10 protein-coding genes are annotated in these 15,413 nt (G+C 57.6%); 3 read left to right on the forward strand and 7 right to left on the reverse strand.

Annotated elements, in window-relative coordinates:
• Positions 1–126 precede the first annotated feature (126 nt).
• From ABD974_RS11455 to ABD974_RS11465, 3 genes are all read right to left on the reverse strand, one after another.
• Positions 127–1,245, reverse strand: coding sequence for a DNA-binding transcriptional response regulator (locus ABD974_RS11455; protein ID WP_345303446.1), 1,119 nt, complete (start codon positions 1,243–1,245; stop codon positions 127–129).
• Positions 1,246–1,269: 24 nt separating this feature from the next.
• Positions 1,270–3,414 carry a sensor histidine kinase gene (locus tag ABD974_RS11460; RefSeq protein ID WP_345303447.1) on the reverse strand — a complete coding sequence of 715 codons (2,145 nt, stop codon included), beginning with the start codon at positions 3,412–3,414 and terminating at the stop codon, positions 1,270–1,272.
• A 170-nt stretch (positions 3,415–3,584) separates the two neighbouring features.
• Positions 3,585–5,132 (reverse strand): DNA cytosine methyltransferase, encoded by a 1,548-nt coding sequence (locus ABD974_RS11465; RefSeq protein ID WP_345303448.1) that lies wholly within the window; start codon positions 5,130–5,132, stop codon positions 3,585–3,587.
• A gap of 17 nt (positions 5,133–5,149) precedes the next feature.
• Here ABD974_RS11465 and ABD974_RS11470 point away from each other — a divergent pair, with 17 nt between their 5' ends.
• Positions 5,150–5,596 (forward strand): very short patch repair endonuclease, encoded by a 447-nt coding sequence (locus tag ABD974_RS11470; RefSeq protein WP_345303449.1) that lies wholly within the window; start codon positions 5,150–5,152, stop codon positions 5,594–5,596.
• A gap of 60 nt (positions 5,597–5,656) precedes the next feature.
• Here ABD974_RS11470 and ABD974_RS11475 read toward each other — a convergent pair whose 3' ends face one another.
• The 4 genes from ABD974_RS11475 to ABD974_RS11490 form a co-directional block, all read right to left on the reverse strand.
• Positions 5,657–6,664, reverse strand: a complete 1,008-nt coding sequence (locus tag ABD974_RS11475; RefSeq protein ID WP_345303450.1) for an Imm10 family immunity protein — start codon at positions 6,662–6,664, stop codon at positions 5,657–5,659.
• Positions 6,665–6,726: 62 nt separating this feature from the next.
• Positions 6,727–7,164: a hypothetical protein gene (locus ABD974_RS11480; RefSeq protein ID WP_345303451.1), complete on the reverse strand. Its 438-nt coding sequence runs from the start codon at positions 7,162–7,164 to the stop codon at positions 6,727–6,729.
• 413 nt (positions 7,165–7,577) lie between these two features.
• On the reverse strand, positions 7,578–8,033 hold the full coding sequence (locus ABD974_RS11485; RefSeq protein ID WP_345303452.1) for a hypothetical protein: 456 nt from the start codon (positions 8,031–8,033) through the stop codon (positions 7,578–7,580).
• A 3-nt stretch (positions 8,034–8,036) separates the two neighbouring features.
• Positions 8,037–13,106: an RHS repeat-associated core domain-containing protein gene (locus ABD974_RS11490; RefSeq protein WP_345303453.1), complete on the reverse strand. Its 5,070-nt coding sequence runs from the start codon at positions 13,104–13,106 to the stop codon at positions 8,037–8,039.
• A 1,077-nt stretch (positions 13,107–14,183) separates the two neighbouring features.
• On the opposite strand from ABD974_RS11490, the gene ABD974_RS11495 reads away from it, so the two are divergent.
• Positions 14,184–14,651 carry a hypothetical protein gene (locus ABD974_RS11495; RefSeq protein WP_345303454.1) on the forward strand — a complete coding sequence of 156 codons (468 nt, stop codon included), beginning with the start codon at positions 14,184–14,186 and terminating at the stop codon, positions 14,649–14,651.
• Between the two features lie 100 nt (positions 14,652–14,751).
• The gene (locus ABD974_RS11500) at positions 14,752–15,354 is read left to right on the forward strand and encodes a hypothetical protein (RefSeq protein WP_345303455.1); all 603 of its coding nucleotides are present in this window, start codon (positions 14,752–14,754) and stop codon (positions 15,352–15,354) included.
• Positions 15,355–15,413 lie beyond the last annotated feature (59 nt).

The following is a 15,413-nucleotide window of genomic DNA, read 5'->3' on the forward strand; positions in this document are numbered from 1 at the left end:
AAATGCGCCCCTTTTGTCCATTTTTATATAAACAAAAATCCAATAAGAGTGGCAAGTCAATAGTTCAAGCCAAGCGATTCTCTATCACGTGCAACAGCTTCAATAGAATGACTGCAGGCACGAACGTCAAGCGAGCTTCTCGACAAGCTCAGTGGGATCAAGGTCAGGAGTACCAATTCGCCCGTAGTAACGAGAAAAATGAAGCATCAGCTCTTCAATATACGGACTGTCGAGTTGGCATATGACCTTCTTACGCTCCATGTCTGCCAATGGCAGCTGATTGAGCTTCTGAATGTCGACAACAAGATTGGGCAAGAAGAAAGTTCCCGGAAGGAATCGCCATCTATCTCCTCCATTGTTCCTCATGAGGGCTGTAAGTTTGTTCCAAGCGGCTCCATCAGGCTTACTTGGGGGCTCACCAACGCCTTTCCATTTGGCAGTAGCCTGCCACGCAATAAAGCGCTTCTCATTAGCAAGATCGTCTGCTCCAACCAAGAGCACATGCTCGGCATTGGCTTGAGCAAAATCGCAAGCCGGCGTCACAACAACCCAATGACTACCGCCCTCATCCTTGAAAATGCAGCCAGTTTTTATCTTTCGATCAATTGGAGGATAAATGTACATCTCAACTGGACGAGCCGCCCCGGGCTTGTGGCCAAGTAGCTCCTTAACCGAATCTCGATTGAATCTTGCAGCCAATCGCCTAGCAAGCAAGTAAGCAAGATCAGATTCGGCACTCTCGGCACCAACATCTGACCAATATCGATCGACTGTATCCCACATATACTCTCGCTTTTCACTATCTATCTGTCGAAGCAGCCTTGGCAGACCCGTGTCGTATATCTTGCGCGCAGCACTCCGCAAACCTTGTGGATCATCCTCACCCTTCTTCACGACGCGCACCACACCTGTCTCTATAGACTTTATTCTCTCTGCAAAGCCCGTATAGAAAATTACAGGTAAAAATCGCACTTCTCTTAAGGACTTGAGAACTCGCATACCTTCTTGATCGGCATTGTCACCTGCAGTACTGAGAGGATCAGGGTCGCCGGTGCCATGCAGATCAAGTGTGACCAAGTCAAAATGTTCGTTTTTTAGTCGACGAATTGCGCTTTCAAAGCTGCGCTCAATAACTACCTCGATTCCATCAGCCCCAAAAGGATTATCGTCATACCATTCAGAAAAAAAATCGACAAGATTCAACGCCACAGCTTCGTCATCCTCTACACAAAGAATTCTCCACATATATCCGCCCCTGATTGGATTTGATCAGACCCGCTTCCTTAGCTTGATTCGAAACGCCGCGCCGGATAAAGGTCCCGTATCAAGAAGCTCAAGACTTCCGTTGTAGTAGTCTCTAATGATCTCGCCCGCAATAACCAGGCCCAGACCAAGACCATCCGGCTTTGTTGAAAAGTAAGGCTCAAATATTGAAGATCTATTGCTTTTAGGTATCCCAGGTCCGCTATCTGCAAAAATGATATCCATCTCCCCGGCAACCGGCCGAGTCCATTCGACCAGTATTTTTCGCCCCCCTTTTGGGGACTGCTGCAGCCAATAAATACTATTCCCAATGAGATTGATTAGGACCTCCTGAAGCTCTAGCGCATCAACTTGCACCAAATCATCCGAATTCGGGATAGTGACATTAATACCAAGACCATCAATCTCTTGCGAAAAGTGCGAGAACGCATTTCGCACAATTTCGTTTAGATATACTTTTGATGGTCTACCCTTCTTTCGGCCTCCGAGCGGCTCTATTCGTCTAAGTAGCAAGTCAATTAATCCTGCAGAATCCTTGACTCGACTAACACGCTCAGTTAGAGATGAAATCAAGCCGCTGCACTTTGGCAGAATCTCAGGATCTCCAGCAGCTCTCTGGAGCGCCTCAAGAACCAAAGTAGATTGGCCTTGAATAGTTAAAAGCGGCTGTCGCCCGTCATGTATAACCTTGTCAACCAACTGCCCCAAGGTCGCTAGGGAGTGGTATCTGGAGAGAACTTCCTTGATCCGAATGATTTGTGCCTCCCAATCATTCGTGGTGTGCTCCAAAAGGGTTAATGCCTCTTCATCCCCACCCAGTTGAATAAGCCGCTCTTTGAGAGCGACTGTATCCGGAGAGGCGAGCAGTGGCTGCTCTTGTGCCCCACCAGACTCTTTGAGACCAGGGCGTTTTTTCTTCTCGCGGAATCTCAAGCTCTCCAGCTTGGCGAGCGACAGGCGAATTATTTCCTGAAGATCAGCATAAGCTTGATTGTTGTCTAAGCCTTCCCTGTTACTTTGATCTTTAAGTTGCGGATTCGTATCAGCTCCAATTTTAATAAATCCCGTCAGCTGATTATTAGAAATTCGAAGGGTAGGATTCTGCACTCGGCGTAAATCAAGCTTTAGCCAATCATTCTCCTGCTCGCCATATGGAAGAACTCGAAAACCATCCCGATAAATACTGATTCCAGCAATAGAATCCAAATCCTTTCGAATACTCCTGATGCCTGTTCCTATTTTTTGCTCGACGTTGTCTAACTGATCCCGATCCCAAACAAATATCTGAAATGAAATAGGACCGCATGTCATGAAGGCCGCTTTTTCAATCGGCTCGATCGCCTCGGTAACAGCTGTCGGCGCTACTCGCTGAAACCATCCTGAAAAAACTTCTGTTTCACCAGTCGCGTGCAGTTCCACGGCTATATGGAATTTCCCCTGAGCATCAACATCGCCTTTTAGTGTGTAGTGGGGATACTTTATTACTTCAGGCGGCTCTAACTCTTGCGAACTACTTTCATCTTCGTCAGGCAACTGCAAGAAAATCCGAAATTCGCGCTCCGCTTCGAATGGCGAGATCAATCTACTCAAGCCTCGACGGAGCTCACCAACCTCATGCGTAGACCACCCGCGCTTAAGACCATTCATTCGAAGCACCGTCCCGTGACTTCCATCTCTTGGAAGTTCAGGATGTCCTGATGGATGCAAATCAGCCAAGTGGCGTCCGGCAACCAAATCCTCTGGATCTCTTTCCTCAGCGAGAACTATCACTTCATCGAGATAAACATCTTCATTATCGAACTGCGACCAGTCGAAATATGCATATATTTCTTTACTACTGCCAGCAGCCCGTGTACTCAATTCGAGCTCAGATGCTAGGCGAGCGGCAGCGAAACGACCGACACCTTTTTCACCCAGCAGCCTCCTTTTCAGATAGGCGCTTTGTTTCATCTTCTTCTTGTTATTTGTCGCCGGCTCCATCCAAGATCTCTCTACAACAGAAAGGCTCATCCCATGGCCATTGTCTTCTACGCTCACAGAGCCGATGTCCTGCTCAAGACTTTTATGAAATCGGATCAGTACGTAACCAGCGTCTGCGTCGTAAGAATTTTTGACAAGCTCTATCAAAGCGACAGTTTCGCTACTTATCAACTCCTCGCCTAGAGTTCGGAGAATTCTAGCCCTTGGCCTTAGTGCTTTTGAGACGACAGCTGTTGCGTTTGTCATTTCATATGTCCTTTTCGGAGCAAGATACAAAATCACATGGTTAAAATCTCAACACATACAAGACGTCGAACGGCGCTGCAGTTATTGCGCTATTGTTAAAAACACTTCATTGTCAAGTTGGCCACCATACGTGCCAACAGGGGAGGCACTGCATTCCCTACTTGCACATACTGCGCGGTTCTTTCTCCTGTGAAGAAGTAGTTGTCCGGAAAGGTTTGCGATCGAGCAGCCTCACGCACAGTGAAACTTCTACACTGCTCCAACTCAGGGTGAATAAAGTAATGCCCATCCTTCGATATGTGGCTCACTACCGTTGCCGATGGACTGCCCGGTGCCTGAACACGAAAGCGATTGGCGAACTTCCCGGACTCCCAGCTTTTGTGATCCGCCGCCAGCGCCGAGGGAAATTCATCCGTGGAGGGAGACCTCCCCTCCCGCGCAGCACAGTATCCGGCGCAGAACATGTATCGCCCAAGATCGCTTGCCATGTGACCACGCGAATCATGATTCAGCGTGATGCCTAGGCGCTTATCCCGGTACCAATCGGCATGTGCGAGCGAGACGCGCAGGTCGGGTGCACGCAGGGATGATCGTTCCGCATTGTCGATGAACTCGACGCTCCTGATCGTGTCCGCCACATCCTGAAGATCACGTCTGCGAGCAAGCGCCGAAAGCACGATGCGCCGCTGCCTTTCAACCTCATCCTGCCAGGCATCCCTTGAATCGCCTTTCGACAGCGCACTGCGGATTCTCGGCAGGTCGCGAATGACCTTGCCGACCGGAATCGTGTCGGTACCCGCGAGGGGCACCGGGGCTCGAAGACCCAATCCCCGGCGGATGCCCAGAAGGATCACCCGGTGCCTCGCTTGGGGAATTCCCAGTTCCTCGGCCTTCACGAGAAAACGCGAGAGCCCAGCTTCCGGTTCGCCGGGTTGATATGCCCCGTCGACCGCATCCGCGGACAGGGGGTAGATGTCATAGATTCCGTTTGAACGGCCACCAAGCGCCCGGCCCGGATCATGAAGATCCCGAAGGATGTCCGGAAACATCCTTCGCTCCCCGACCCTTGCCGTCAGGATGCCCTTGACGTTCTCCATGACGAAGACGGGAGGGGCGAACTTCGAGAGGATCTGCAGGTACTCCCGATAGAGAAAGTGTCGAGGGTCTTCCTCGGGGACATAGTCCAGCTTGCCCTTGTTTCGCGCCCGCCCAACCAATGAGTACGCCTGACAGGGAGGGCCGCCGACCAGCACCCAAGGCTCATCGCGCTTCACACGGGTGGCAATTTCTGCATGCAGACGCGCCGACTCCGGGCCGAGTTCAAGCAGCAACGCCTCTTTCTCGGCCTCCTGCCATTCGCGCGCATTCGCGCCGCGAAGATCCGCGATGCTCATTTCGCCTCGAACAATTCGATAGTAATCCTCGGGCACATCCGAGGGACAGCCGAAACGGCGGAAGAACGCACGCAGCATCAGCGTTCTTTGAGCATTGACTTCCTTCTCGGCCGAGACAAGGATCTTGAAGGCCGATTGATTGCTCCCGGGCGGCACGAAGCTTGAGAACCCTTCGCCCAGCCCTCCGGGGCCGGCAAAGATGTCGACGACTCCGATCGAGGAATGTGTGTGGTATGGCTTGACCGACAAGACAAAAGGCTCGCGTGATGGCTGACGTGATGAGCGCGGAAAAGCGATCTTCGCTGATGTCCCGCATCAAGGGCAAGGACACGCGCCCTGAAATGCTGGTGCGGCAGGGCCTTTGGCGCGCAGGCCTCAGATATCGTCTTCATGATCGACGTTTGCCGGGGCGTCCCGATCTTGTGCTGCCCAGATGGCATGCGGTGGTGCTCGTACATGGATGCTTCTGGCATCAGCACCCGGGCTGTCCGCACGCGGCAGTGCCGGCAACACGTGCGGAGTCCTGGCAGCAGAAGCTGTCGGGGAACCGGGAACGCGATGCCCGGGCACACGGCGCACTGCTTGCTTCGGGCTGGCGCGTTGCCGTCGTCTGGGAATGCGCGCTGCGGCAGGACGCCGAGCGATCCATCAGGACGCTGGAACAGTGGGTGCGCAGCAGCGGGCAGACCATCGAGATCGGCCGTCAGCCCTGAAGTGTTCAACCGACTCGCTTACGGCCATCTCCTTCGATAGGGTCGCCCCCGGTATGGCGCTCAATCGAGGAACGGTATCCCATCTTCTTCGCACAGCTTTTTCAGTTCCAGAACCGCGTCCCCAAGCACCGGATGGCGCGGGTCGACCGAAATTTCGATATCGCCATCGATCTTCAACGCAGCCCTCGCTGCCTGATCAAGAAGTACCGTCAGCCTGTCATGGCCCGCCCAGACCTCAACGATCCCGCCATATCCGGATCGTGATTGATCCTCGATCTGGATGTGAACCTTGTCGAATCCCATTGCGCGATCACGCTCATCGACCTTCATCGATTTCTGGACAAGCACGAACCTCGATGGCGAGAATTCATTATCAGCGAAGCCGATGACGACCGCCGAGCCATCGGTATCGACTGCAATGTGGTGCGCGTTGAATTGATATTTCGCTGCAGTATTGATCATTGGGTGACTCAAATTTCCTATCTCACCATATCCATTAATCGCCTTGCGCTCACCAATAAAATCACGACTCATCGCCTGAGCCGACCTTATTGCCTCCAAGTCCGAGTCCTGTCGCTCAAGCTCTTTCTGCATCAATGGATGCCTCAATATCTTCGCCTCAAGCTCAGGATCACCCGGCTCGACCCCATCCGTTTCTTGAACAAACAGATCCACGGAATCGGTCGCGTACGTAGCCGCCTGCACGATCTTATCGATGTCGTTCTCCAGAACGTAATCCAGCAGGCTGCAAACGGCAAAACATGCATCCTGGGCCGCAGTCACGTATATGGACGTGAAGTCATCCGAGCTTGGCGCAGCCAATTCGCAAACACTGCTCGCGTCGACAATTTCCGCCGCCTGCTGCGCATTGCCGTAAACATGCGCCCACACACAATCAAGCGCCTTTCGTACTGCGGCGAAGTCGCCCCATCCAGAATTCCTCTGAAACGATATGTAATTGGGCAGCAGCCTCTCGCAGCAAAGAGCGCCAAAGACGAGCCTTCTGCCGCTATCCAGCGCTACAAGTTGCTCACGAATGTATGTGGTTCGGGGCCTGCCGCTTGCCATTTTGATCTCATGCCATGAAATGAAGATGCGCGCGTTTCGCAGGCATCTTCATTCGATCGAATTCAGACCGTGGCCGCGCTGATGGTGATGAGCCTGACAGATTGATTGTCTTCTGAGTACTCAAGATGCAGCCTCTGCCCATCAACGATAAAGGCATCCCATGCTGGACGGGGACCAAGCAGAAGAACCCGGCAGCCATCCCCGCACTGCGCAGGATTGCCAAGGCGAGCTCTTGCCTCTTCGCGAGACATCGCAAAGACGATGCCTGCAGGCAGCTCACCCTGAAATTCGGAATAGCCCTCATGCCCGGAAGCGTGCAAATGGACCGCAGAGATCGTCTCGCCATCAGGCAGAACCATCGAAATTCCGAGCAATGGAAGTTGCAGATAGCTCTCGTCTCCGATCTTCTCAACGTCCAGCATCGCAACATTTCGAAAGATGCCCATGCCGTGGACATCAGTGATATTTTGCCCAACAAGCGACTGGATCGGCGCTTTCATCAATATAATTCTGTTTTTCTATTTGGCACGAGCAGACAATACTTCAGCCCATTCACCATTCGCCTTGCTTATGGCTTCCGACAACGGCCATCCGGGTGCTTCCTCGATGATGTGAACCAACGTCCATGCCAGACCATGGCAGTCATCCGGACCCAACAGTCCAACCAATGTCTGGGCTTCTTGATCAGTGACAGGCCGTTGAATCATCGATAGCAAATTCTGAAACTTCTCAAGAAAATCGGGATCAGCCTCATCGGCGCTCGGAAGTCCGCCTAGATTTGCCAAACTCTCTATTGAAGCTTGCATTGCGTGAAAAATTAAAACTTCCGGATGATCGTCGTTTTAAATCCAACGGCCGATAGCGACCGCTGACCCATTCGTATTTTGCATCATTGAATTCGAAAGTCAGCGATCTATTGTCGCTGAAAACCTTCAATTTCCGACAATACCATCCGCAGATCACTCAGATCTTTCGACGAATACTGCATCTCGTTGCAGCGAATCAACAACCTCCTTGCAGAATCCACGAATGAATCCCTGAAAGCCACCACTGACTCCTGACACGCAGCCACGATATTTCGCTCAAACGATTCGTTGATCGCACTGAAGTGAAGTTCTGCGCTGTCAGGAAGTCTTACCACGCTCACAGAAAAAGATCCTTCCATGAAATCTATATCTTCATCGCAGGACTGCCCTGTCAGGATCCGACGCAATGCCGCCCCCCACCAACTCATAAGAACAACGGGGAAATCGATCCAATTCTGTTCTGGAAAATCAATTCCGTCGAGACTCATCCAAATGCCGCCAGTCATTGGTCCCATCTTGCCAACAGCGAGATTCTTCAGGTCTATTTCAATTGACACGCTCACGAATTATTTTCCTGGTCTAGACTTAATCTTCGGAAATGCAGTCTCGATTGTTCTCTCTGCTCTGTTGTACCACATACGCACTTCATAGCCTGCCTTGGAATATCCGGATAACAATACGCGCTCACCTTGGATCTTCAGAACACTAGCATTTCCATACGCCTGTCTGATAGCTGCCATCACACCATTCCTACTCATCATAGGGAAAACATCTCTGCCAGTCGTGAGTGCCCCACCCATGATGTGACGCTCAGCTACATGCTCCATGTTAACTGTAACCTTCCTCCAAGCAGGAAACTTGAACGCTCGCGCCGCTCTGGCAGCCCTTACCACACCTGCCTTCCCAATTCCCGGCCCGTAGCCTTTGAGCGTCGTTACTGTCTGATATGTGTAGCCACCACAGCGCGCAGGCCGCACAGCCACTGAGTCAGTAAATCCATTGATGAGCTTGTCATACCAAGCTCGATCAGAATCAATTTCACGGTAGTAGTTATCCGCAGCTCTTTGAGCTGCTTCTCTTGTTCCAAAAACATCACCCGGGGCCAACCCGAACAGATCTACAAGCCGCAGCGGCGCGCTCTCAACATATGAGTATCCGCTGATTCCACCCATCAACCCGGCCGGATCACTCTCCACATACCTACCCGTGGTCGGATCGTAGTCGCGGAAGTAGTTGTAATGGAAGCCGGTGACGCTGTCGAACTGCTGGCCCGGCAGGCGCAGGTCGAGGTTGAAGACGAGGCCGTCGCCGTCGGGATCTTCCTCGGGATGATCGCGACCGAAGGCTTCGCCCAGCGGGTCCCAGCGCCAGACCGCGACGTTGCGCTGCGGGTCGATCACCGCGCGCGGGCTGCCCAGCGCATCGGCTTCGATGTAGTGCAGCGTCTGGCCGGGGTTGCTGCCGGTCAACAGGCCCACCGGGAGATCGTCCAGCCAGATCGCCATCTGCACCGGCTGGCCTGTGCCGTTGAAGTCGCCCAGCCAGCGGCCGTCGCTGTCGTACAGCGTGTAGGTGTCGACGCCGTAGACGGTGCGACGCACGCGCTCGCCCAGGGCGTTGTAGGCATAGGTCGCCAGCACGGTATCGATCGGCGGGTCGGTGCCGTTGGATATCGGCGCACCGGTCCAGACCGCGCTCAGGCGATTGGCGTCGTTGTAGCCGAACCGGCGACGCGGACCGCCCGGGGCGTTGGGGTCGCCCTGTTGCGTGAGGTTGCCGGCATCGTCGTATGCGCGGGGCTCGCCGCCGACATCCAGCAGGCGATGGCTGTCGCTGGCGTAGCCGTAGTTCGCGGTCTGGAATGCGTAGGTCGGCGCACCGCCGCCGGGGCCGCCGCCGGCGTCGGTCATCACCCATTGGCCCGCCGTCAGACGGTTGCCGGTGCGGTCGTAGCCGTACCTCTCCAGCACGACGGCGTTGGCGTCCTTCGCCTCGGCCAGACGATCCTGGCCGTCGTAGCCGTAGGTTTGAACCGTAGCGTTGGGCGAGCGGCCGCTGCGCAGCTGCGCGAGGTTGCCCACCGCATCGAAGCCATAGCCCAGCGCGATGCCGAGACCCGCGCCGTTCTCCGGGCCGTCCTCCACCGCCAGCGGCCGGCCGTTCCGGTCGAGCGTGCGGCGCAGTTCGAGATCGTTGCCGAACACCCAGCGCGCGACCGGGCCGAAGGGATGGTAGGTCGCGTTCTTCAACAGCACCTGCCGCGCGCCGCCGGTGGTCACCCCGATCTCGGCGACGCGGCCCTGTGCGTCGTAGCGATAATCCACCTCGGTACTGCCGGGGTAGATCATCTTCTGCAACCGGCCATCCGCCTGATACACCCAGCGCAGGGTGAAGGTGCGGTTGCCGGTGCGCTGCACCTTGCGGACGAGATCGCCGAAGCGGTTGTAGCAGAACACGGTGCTGCCGCTGGCGTCGGCGATGCGGCCCAGGCGCCCGGCGGCGTACTGTTCGCCGGCCGCGCAGTCGCCCATGGCGGTGTCGTAGGCGAACGGCTCATCCGGAACCGCCGCGGCGTAATCCACCATTTTCAGGCGATTCAATGCGTCGTAGCGGAACTGCGTGGACTTGCCGTTCGCATCGATCTGGCCGGTGGTGTTGCCGGCGGCATCGTGGGTATAGCCCGTCAGGCCCGTGTCCGGACTGTCGAGTTCGACCAGTTCGCCGAAACCGTTGTAGCGGTAGTCGGTATGCAGCCCCTTCGGGTCGGTGATGCGGGTGATGTTGTCCAGCGCATCGTAGCGATACAGCGTCTCGGCCGATTCGGCGGTGCTGGTCGCGTTGCGCAGACTGCGGACAAGACGACCCAGCGGGTCGTAGTCGCGATCGTCGCGGCGCGTGAGCGGATCGGTGGCGGTCTTGAGCCGCCCCTCCGCGTCGTAGCCGAACACGGTGCTGCGGTCGTCGGCATCGACGACCGATTGCAGGCGTCCCAGCGTGTCGAAGGTGCGCGAGACGGTCTGCAGCAGCGCACCGCCGGCATCGCGGATGTCTTCTCGCTCGCGCTCGCCGGCCGCGTTCAGCGTGTAGACCATCCGATGACCGTCGCGATCGGTGATCGACGTGAGCCGCTGGATGTCGTCGTAGCCGAAGGTGACGAACACGCCGTCCGGCTGGACGACGCGATGCACCAGTCCGTCGACGGTGTACTCGATCCGCTCGATGCGGTCGTCGTTCTCGCCGCCATCATTGGTGCCGCGCATCTTGCGCGCGACCAGCCACCCGCGCGGGTCGTATTCGACATCGGTGACGACGCCGGCGACATCGCGGATCGATCGGATCCGGCCGGCGCCGTCGTGGGCCAGCAGTTCCGTGATCTGGCCCTTGGCGTCGACGATCCGCCACAGGTCGCCCTTGCGCCAGAGGCAGGTCGCGGGCGCCGTTGCGCAACCGGGTTCGTCGGCATCGCGATATTCGTAGCGGGTGACATCGGCGACATCGAGAGCGTTGTCGCGGGCGCCATCGACGCTCAACACCAGTCCGACGAGGGGACAGACCCCCGCGGCGACATCCGCCGCTTCGCAATAGGCGATCGTCGTGGTGCGGGTCGCACCGGTCGTCGGATCGATTTCGGTCGTCGTAAGCGGCTGGCCGCGGCCGTTGTAGGTCCACGTCGTCTGCGCCTTGAGCGCACCGGCAGCATCGCGTGTCCGCTGTTCGGTGACGCGATGGGTCGCCGGATCGCGGACGGTCTCCGTACGCCGTTGCTGCGGCGTGCCCGCCGCTTCGATCACCGCGGACAGATAGGCATCGGTGGCGTGGTACTCGTAGTCCGTATGCTCGCCGAGCCGGTTCGTCTGGCGCTGCAGTCGACCCTGCGCATCGAAGACCTGCGCGTCGCTCGCGGTCTGACCGGCGGTCTTCACGTCGGTGATGCGCCGATACAGGCCGGGCGCGATCGTGTAGATCCGCTGCTCGCCGGTGGCGGCCGCCACCGTGGCCTGGGTCTCGCTGTCGTAAACGACGGTGGTGACGTTGTTCGGCGTGCCGAAGGCCCGGCTCTCGATCACGCGGCCGCGGTCGTCGTAACGGAACGAGGCGAATCGACGGCCGGTCTCGGCGGTGATGCCGGTCAGGTGATGGCGCTGGCTGGGATCGCCGATCAGCCCGGATTCGGCGTAGTGATACCGCTTGATGCGGCCGCTGCCGTAGTCGGCGGAAATCAGATTGCGGTCGGCATCGTAACCGTAGGCGACGGATGCGCCATCCGGCAGTACGGCGCGCGTCATCAGCTTGGCGGCGTTGTACTCGAATCGCAGCACGCGGCCCTGTCCATCGGTCGCGGTGGCGAGCAGGCCGTTGCGATAGCCCAGGACCACGTCGAGACGCGGATCGTCGGGGTGACGGATCGCCGTCAGGATCCTGTTGACGTCGAATTCCCGAACCTCGCCGTCCGGCGAGCGCAGGCGCCAGCGGACCGCACCGGACGCGATGTATTCGAGCACGTGATCGGTCGAATTGACGCCACGCAGGCGATTGGACGCGAACGGCGCATAGCCTTCGTACGCGCCGGTCTCGTCCACGATCGCGGCCATACTGCTGCCGTTGGTGCCGGTCAGACGATCGCTGAAAGTATGGGTCCAGCCCTCCGCGAAACCGATGTTGTTCCGGAACTGGCGCAGCGAATGGTAGTAACGCGTGAAGGTATGGCCTGCGAACTCGAAGTCCGGTTCGGCCCTGACCTTCTCGCCCGTGGCCGGGTAGACGGGGTAGTCGCTGGCCTCGCAGCTCGCGCACTGCTGTATCGGACCGCTGATGCGGACGGACCCGCGGTTGTACGCGCAGAGGACCGGCAGCGTGAGGTCGCCGATGCCATCGTTGGACACGATATCGCTCAACCGGTCGTACCGCGACGGACAGGTGAAGGAGGCTTCCTGCCGGATCATGAAATGGAACGCGCCGGCGCTGCCGCTTTCGCAGCTGAACCGGGTGATGTAGCGGCGATGGCCGTAATTCACGACCCCGTGCGTGGCCTGCGAAATGTTCTGCATGCCATCCACCGCCTTGTAGGGAGAGACACGCAGATCGGTCGCCAGACTCGCACCGCCGAAGGTGCAGGTCGGATGGAGCGCGCGATACTTGTCGACGGCCCTGGCGACCAGATCGCTTTCGTCGGCGCACAGATTGGGCAGATTCGGATCGCTGCCCCGGGCGCAGCCATGACCGCCGGAAATGAGGTCGCCATCGCTGCCGACCGCATCGACGGTGAATCCTCCCGTATACAGGGTGCCCGGCTGATCCTTCACGCGATACACGTACTCGGCGCGCTCCTGGGCCGGAATGACGTTCGTCTCCGCCTGTTCCAGTAGGGTCGCGACCGGGGCATGCACGGTATCCGCACGCATCGCCTGTTCGGCCTTGTCGAGCGTATTCGCGCACTGCTGCGTCGCGCCCTGATAGCAGAACTGCGGCTCGGGCCCGGTCGCGACCTGGGCCACCGCCGCTGCAGCGATCAGCAAACCCATGAACGAGCGCGCGCGCATCGGTCGATTGCGCCACCCTCTCCCCAGCAGATCGATCGCCCTGCTTTTCATCGCATCGCTCTTCATGGTGTCTTCACCGTGTTTTGACTCGTCCACTGAACGCTCTCCTCGACAGAGGTCGATACATCGATCCGGGTACGCCTACGGAATGATCAGCAGTACAACCACATGATCACGAACATCCAGAACTTCGCGACATTCTCGATCCAATCCAGCAGCGACCACCGCTTGCGTCTTCGCATGCTGCGTCAGGCTGCCGGATGGGCATGCATGGAGGCGCGCAAATGCGGCGCACGAACCGCTCGCGCACAGTCTGCGCCGGCAGAATCGCAGCGCCTGAGACCGCGTGTATTCGACAGACGCACGTGAACCGCGCGTCCACAGCGACCCGGCTGCATGATCGGCGCGATCCGCTCTGCCGTTCGGCCCTTGCACCGGGCCCTGCGCCACAAGCGGCGACCTGTCCTGAAAATGGAATGAGAACACATGTTCCGTTGCTTTCCCCGCTGCCTTTCCGATCATGGGGCGTTCCAGACGCCCGTCCCTTCGGGCGCCATGCACGCCACCGTCATGGATGCCCCATGGACAGAAACCTACCAACTTTCTTTTTATGTTGCAACAATATGAAACATATTGTTGATACCCGCTGTGGCGACGGGCCATCAGAGGCAGAGCTAAGCGGAGCGAGGGGGGAATGAGGACAGGGTTACTTTTTGGCGGAAACAATCACCGCAGTGGGCTTCATGCACACCGCAAGGAAGCATCCATGCCGGGAAAACGGCCCCACATCGCACGCTGGATGCCTGATTGCGTGATGGGATGGCATCGTCTCTCGGAGCGTGAGGCCTGAGCCCAATCGGCTGAATCTGGGAGGCAAGCGATTAACGCGCAAAAACTGACTCGTAGGGGGTGGTGAGCGCAGCGAACCCCAACAGAACGAAGCGAAGAAAAATCCGTCGATGCAAGCACTGAAACGCGTGCCTTTGCGGTTCGGTAGCGCCACCGATGTGGGGCCAACGGTGGGGTTCGCTACGCTCACCACCACCCGACGGTCTGCAGCCGGCGCGGTATGCCTGGATCGCTGCCGAGAGACGACGAACGGCGGAAGGGCCTGATTGAACGACTGCGCCCGCTGTCGGATGATTCCGACCACCGCCATGACCACCGAATGACATGCCATACCGCCCGCTTGCGATCGCCTTGCTCCTGCTGCCTCTGGCCGTTCCGGCTGCGGATGACGAAGAGAACTCCCGGACCGGCACCCTGCACATCAGCCGCCCGAAGTACTTCACCAATGGCGGCATCAAGCCGGCAATCGTGATCGATGGAGAAGAGTATCCCGTCCTTCCGAACGGCGCCTGCATGACCATCGACCTTCCGCCAGGGGCGCACACCATCGCGCTCAAGCTCAGCAATCGCTACACGACGATGGAACCCCGATCCTTCAACGTGGATGCAGGCGGCAGGACATATGCCCGGGTATCGACCCTCATCGACAAGGTGGACGACGACATGTTCCATCGTCTGTTCACCATCGACATCGTGGAAATGCCAACGCCGGGCAATGAGATCGCGTGCACCCGGCAGATCGACCCCGTGAGCGGCAAGCGGCATCGCAAGAGCGCCTGGACGGACAACTAGGCCTTGTCCAAAAAAGGGGGTTGCCTGCGAACCTGCACGCGGCATAGCCCACCCGGTGGTCCGAGCTGCGATGATGCATGCTTCGATCAGGAGAACACCCATGCGGACACTTCTCTCGTCTTTCGCTTCCCTGTCGCCGCTGGCCCTGGTTGCCGGCATGGCGCTCGCCGCAAACCCAGGCAGGGAGAGAATCGTCGTCCGCTCCGAGCAGGATCTGCACACGGCATGGATCGTGCTCAATCCCAACAAGGATATCGACCTGCTGACGCTGAAAGGAACACGACTGCGCTACGGCTGCGTCAACGTCGCATACCGCATCGAATCGGACGGCAGAATTGCCGAAGGCACGCGTCTGCTTGCCTACCGCGCAGACCGCGCCCATGCCGCAAGCGAGAACACGTTCGATTTCATGGGCAACTTCGTGAAGAGCGCGCTGCCAGGCTACACGCCGGCACCCGGCACGACGGCACCGGTTGCGACCTACACCAGCCGCTCGATTCCCGTCTTCGGTGCGGAGACCGAGAGCACGCTGAGTCCCATACAGATCGCGACCCTGAAAGCCGCGTTGCGCAAGGCCTGCGCGATCGATGACCTTCCTGGCCGGCTGAAGAATGGGCTGAAGCACGCGGTGCGGCTGGAGACCCTGCCTCCGATGGAGACATTGCTGGGCAATCCGCAGGTCACGCCCGATCCGGGCTCATGACGCAACTCGCCCGGACAAGGCCAGGTTCATTTCAGGCAGAAGAAAGAAATGAACCTGAT

This window comes from Lysobacter hankyongensis (assembly GCF_039543145.1).
In the GTDB taxonomy this organism is placed as follows: domain Bacteria; phylum Pseudomonadota; class Gammaproteobacteria; order Xanthomonadales; family Xanthomonadaceae; genus Lysobacter_I; species Lysobacter_I hankyongensis.

Excerpts from the sequence above, each read along its gene's own strand:
- ABD974_RS11455 (WP_345303446.1), bottom strand. The coding sequence starts at position 1,245 with ATGTGGAGAATTCTTTGTGTAGAGGATGACGAAGCTGTGGCGTTGAAT.
- ABD974_RS11470 (WP_345303449.1), top strand. The coding sequence starts at position 5,150 with ATGGCTGACGTGATGAGCGCGGAAAAGCGATCTTCGCTGATGTCCCGC.
- ABD974_RS11475 (WP_345303450.1), bottom strand. The coding sequence starts at position 6,664 with ATGGCAAGCGGCAGGCCCCGAACCACATACATTCGTGAGCAACTTGTA.
- ABD974_RS11480 (WP_345303451.1), bottom strand. The coding sequence starts at position 7,164 with ATGAAAGCGCCGATCCAGTCGCTTGTTGGGCAAAATATCACTGATGTC.
- ABD974_RS11495 (WP_345303454.1), top strand. The coding sequence starts at position 14,184 with ATGCCATACCGCCCGCTTGCGATCGCCTTGCTCCTGCTGCCTCTGGCC.
- ABD974_RS11500 (WP_345303455.1), top strand. The coding sequence starts at position 14,752 with ATGCGGACACTTCTCTCGTCTTTCGCTTCCCTGTCGCCGCTGGCCCTG.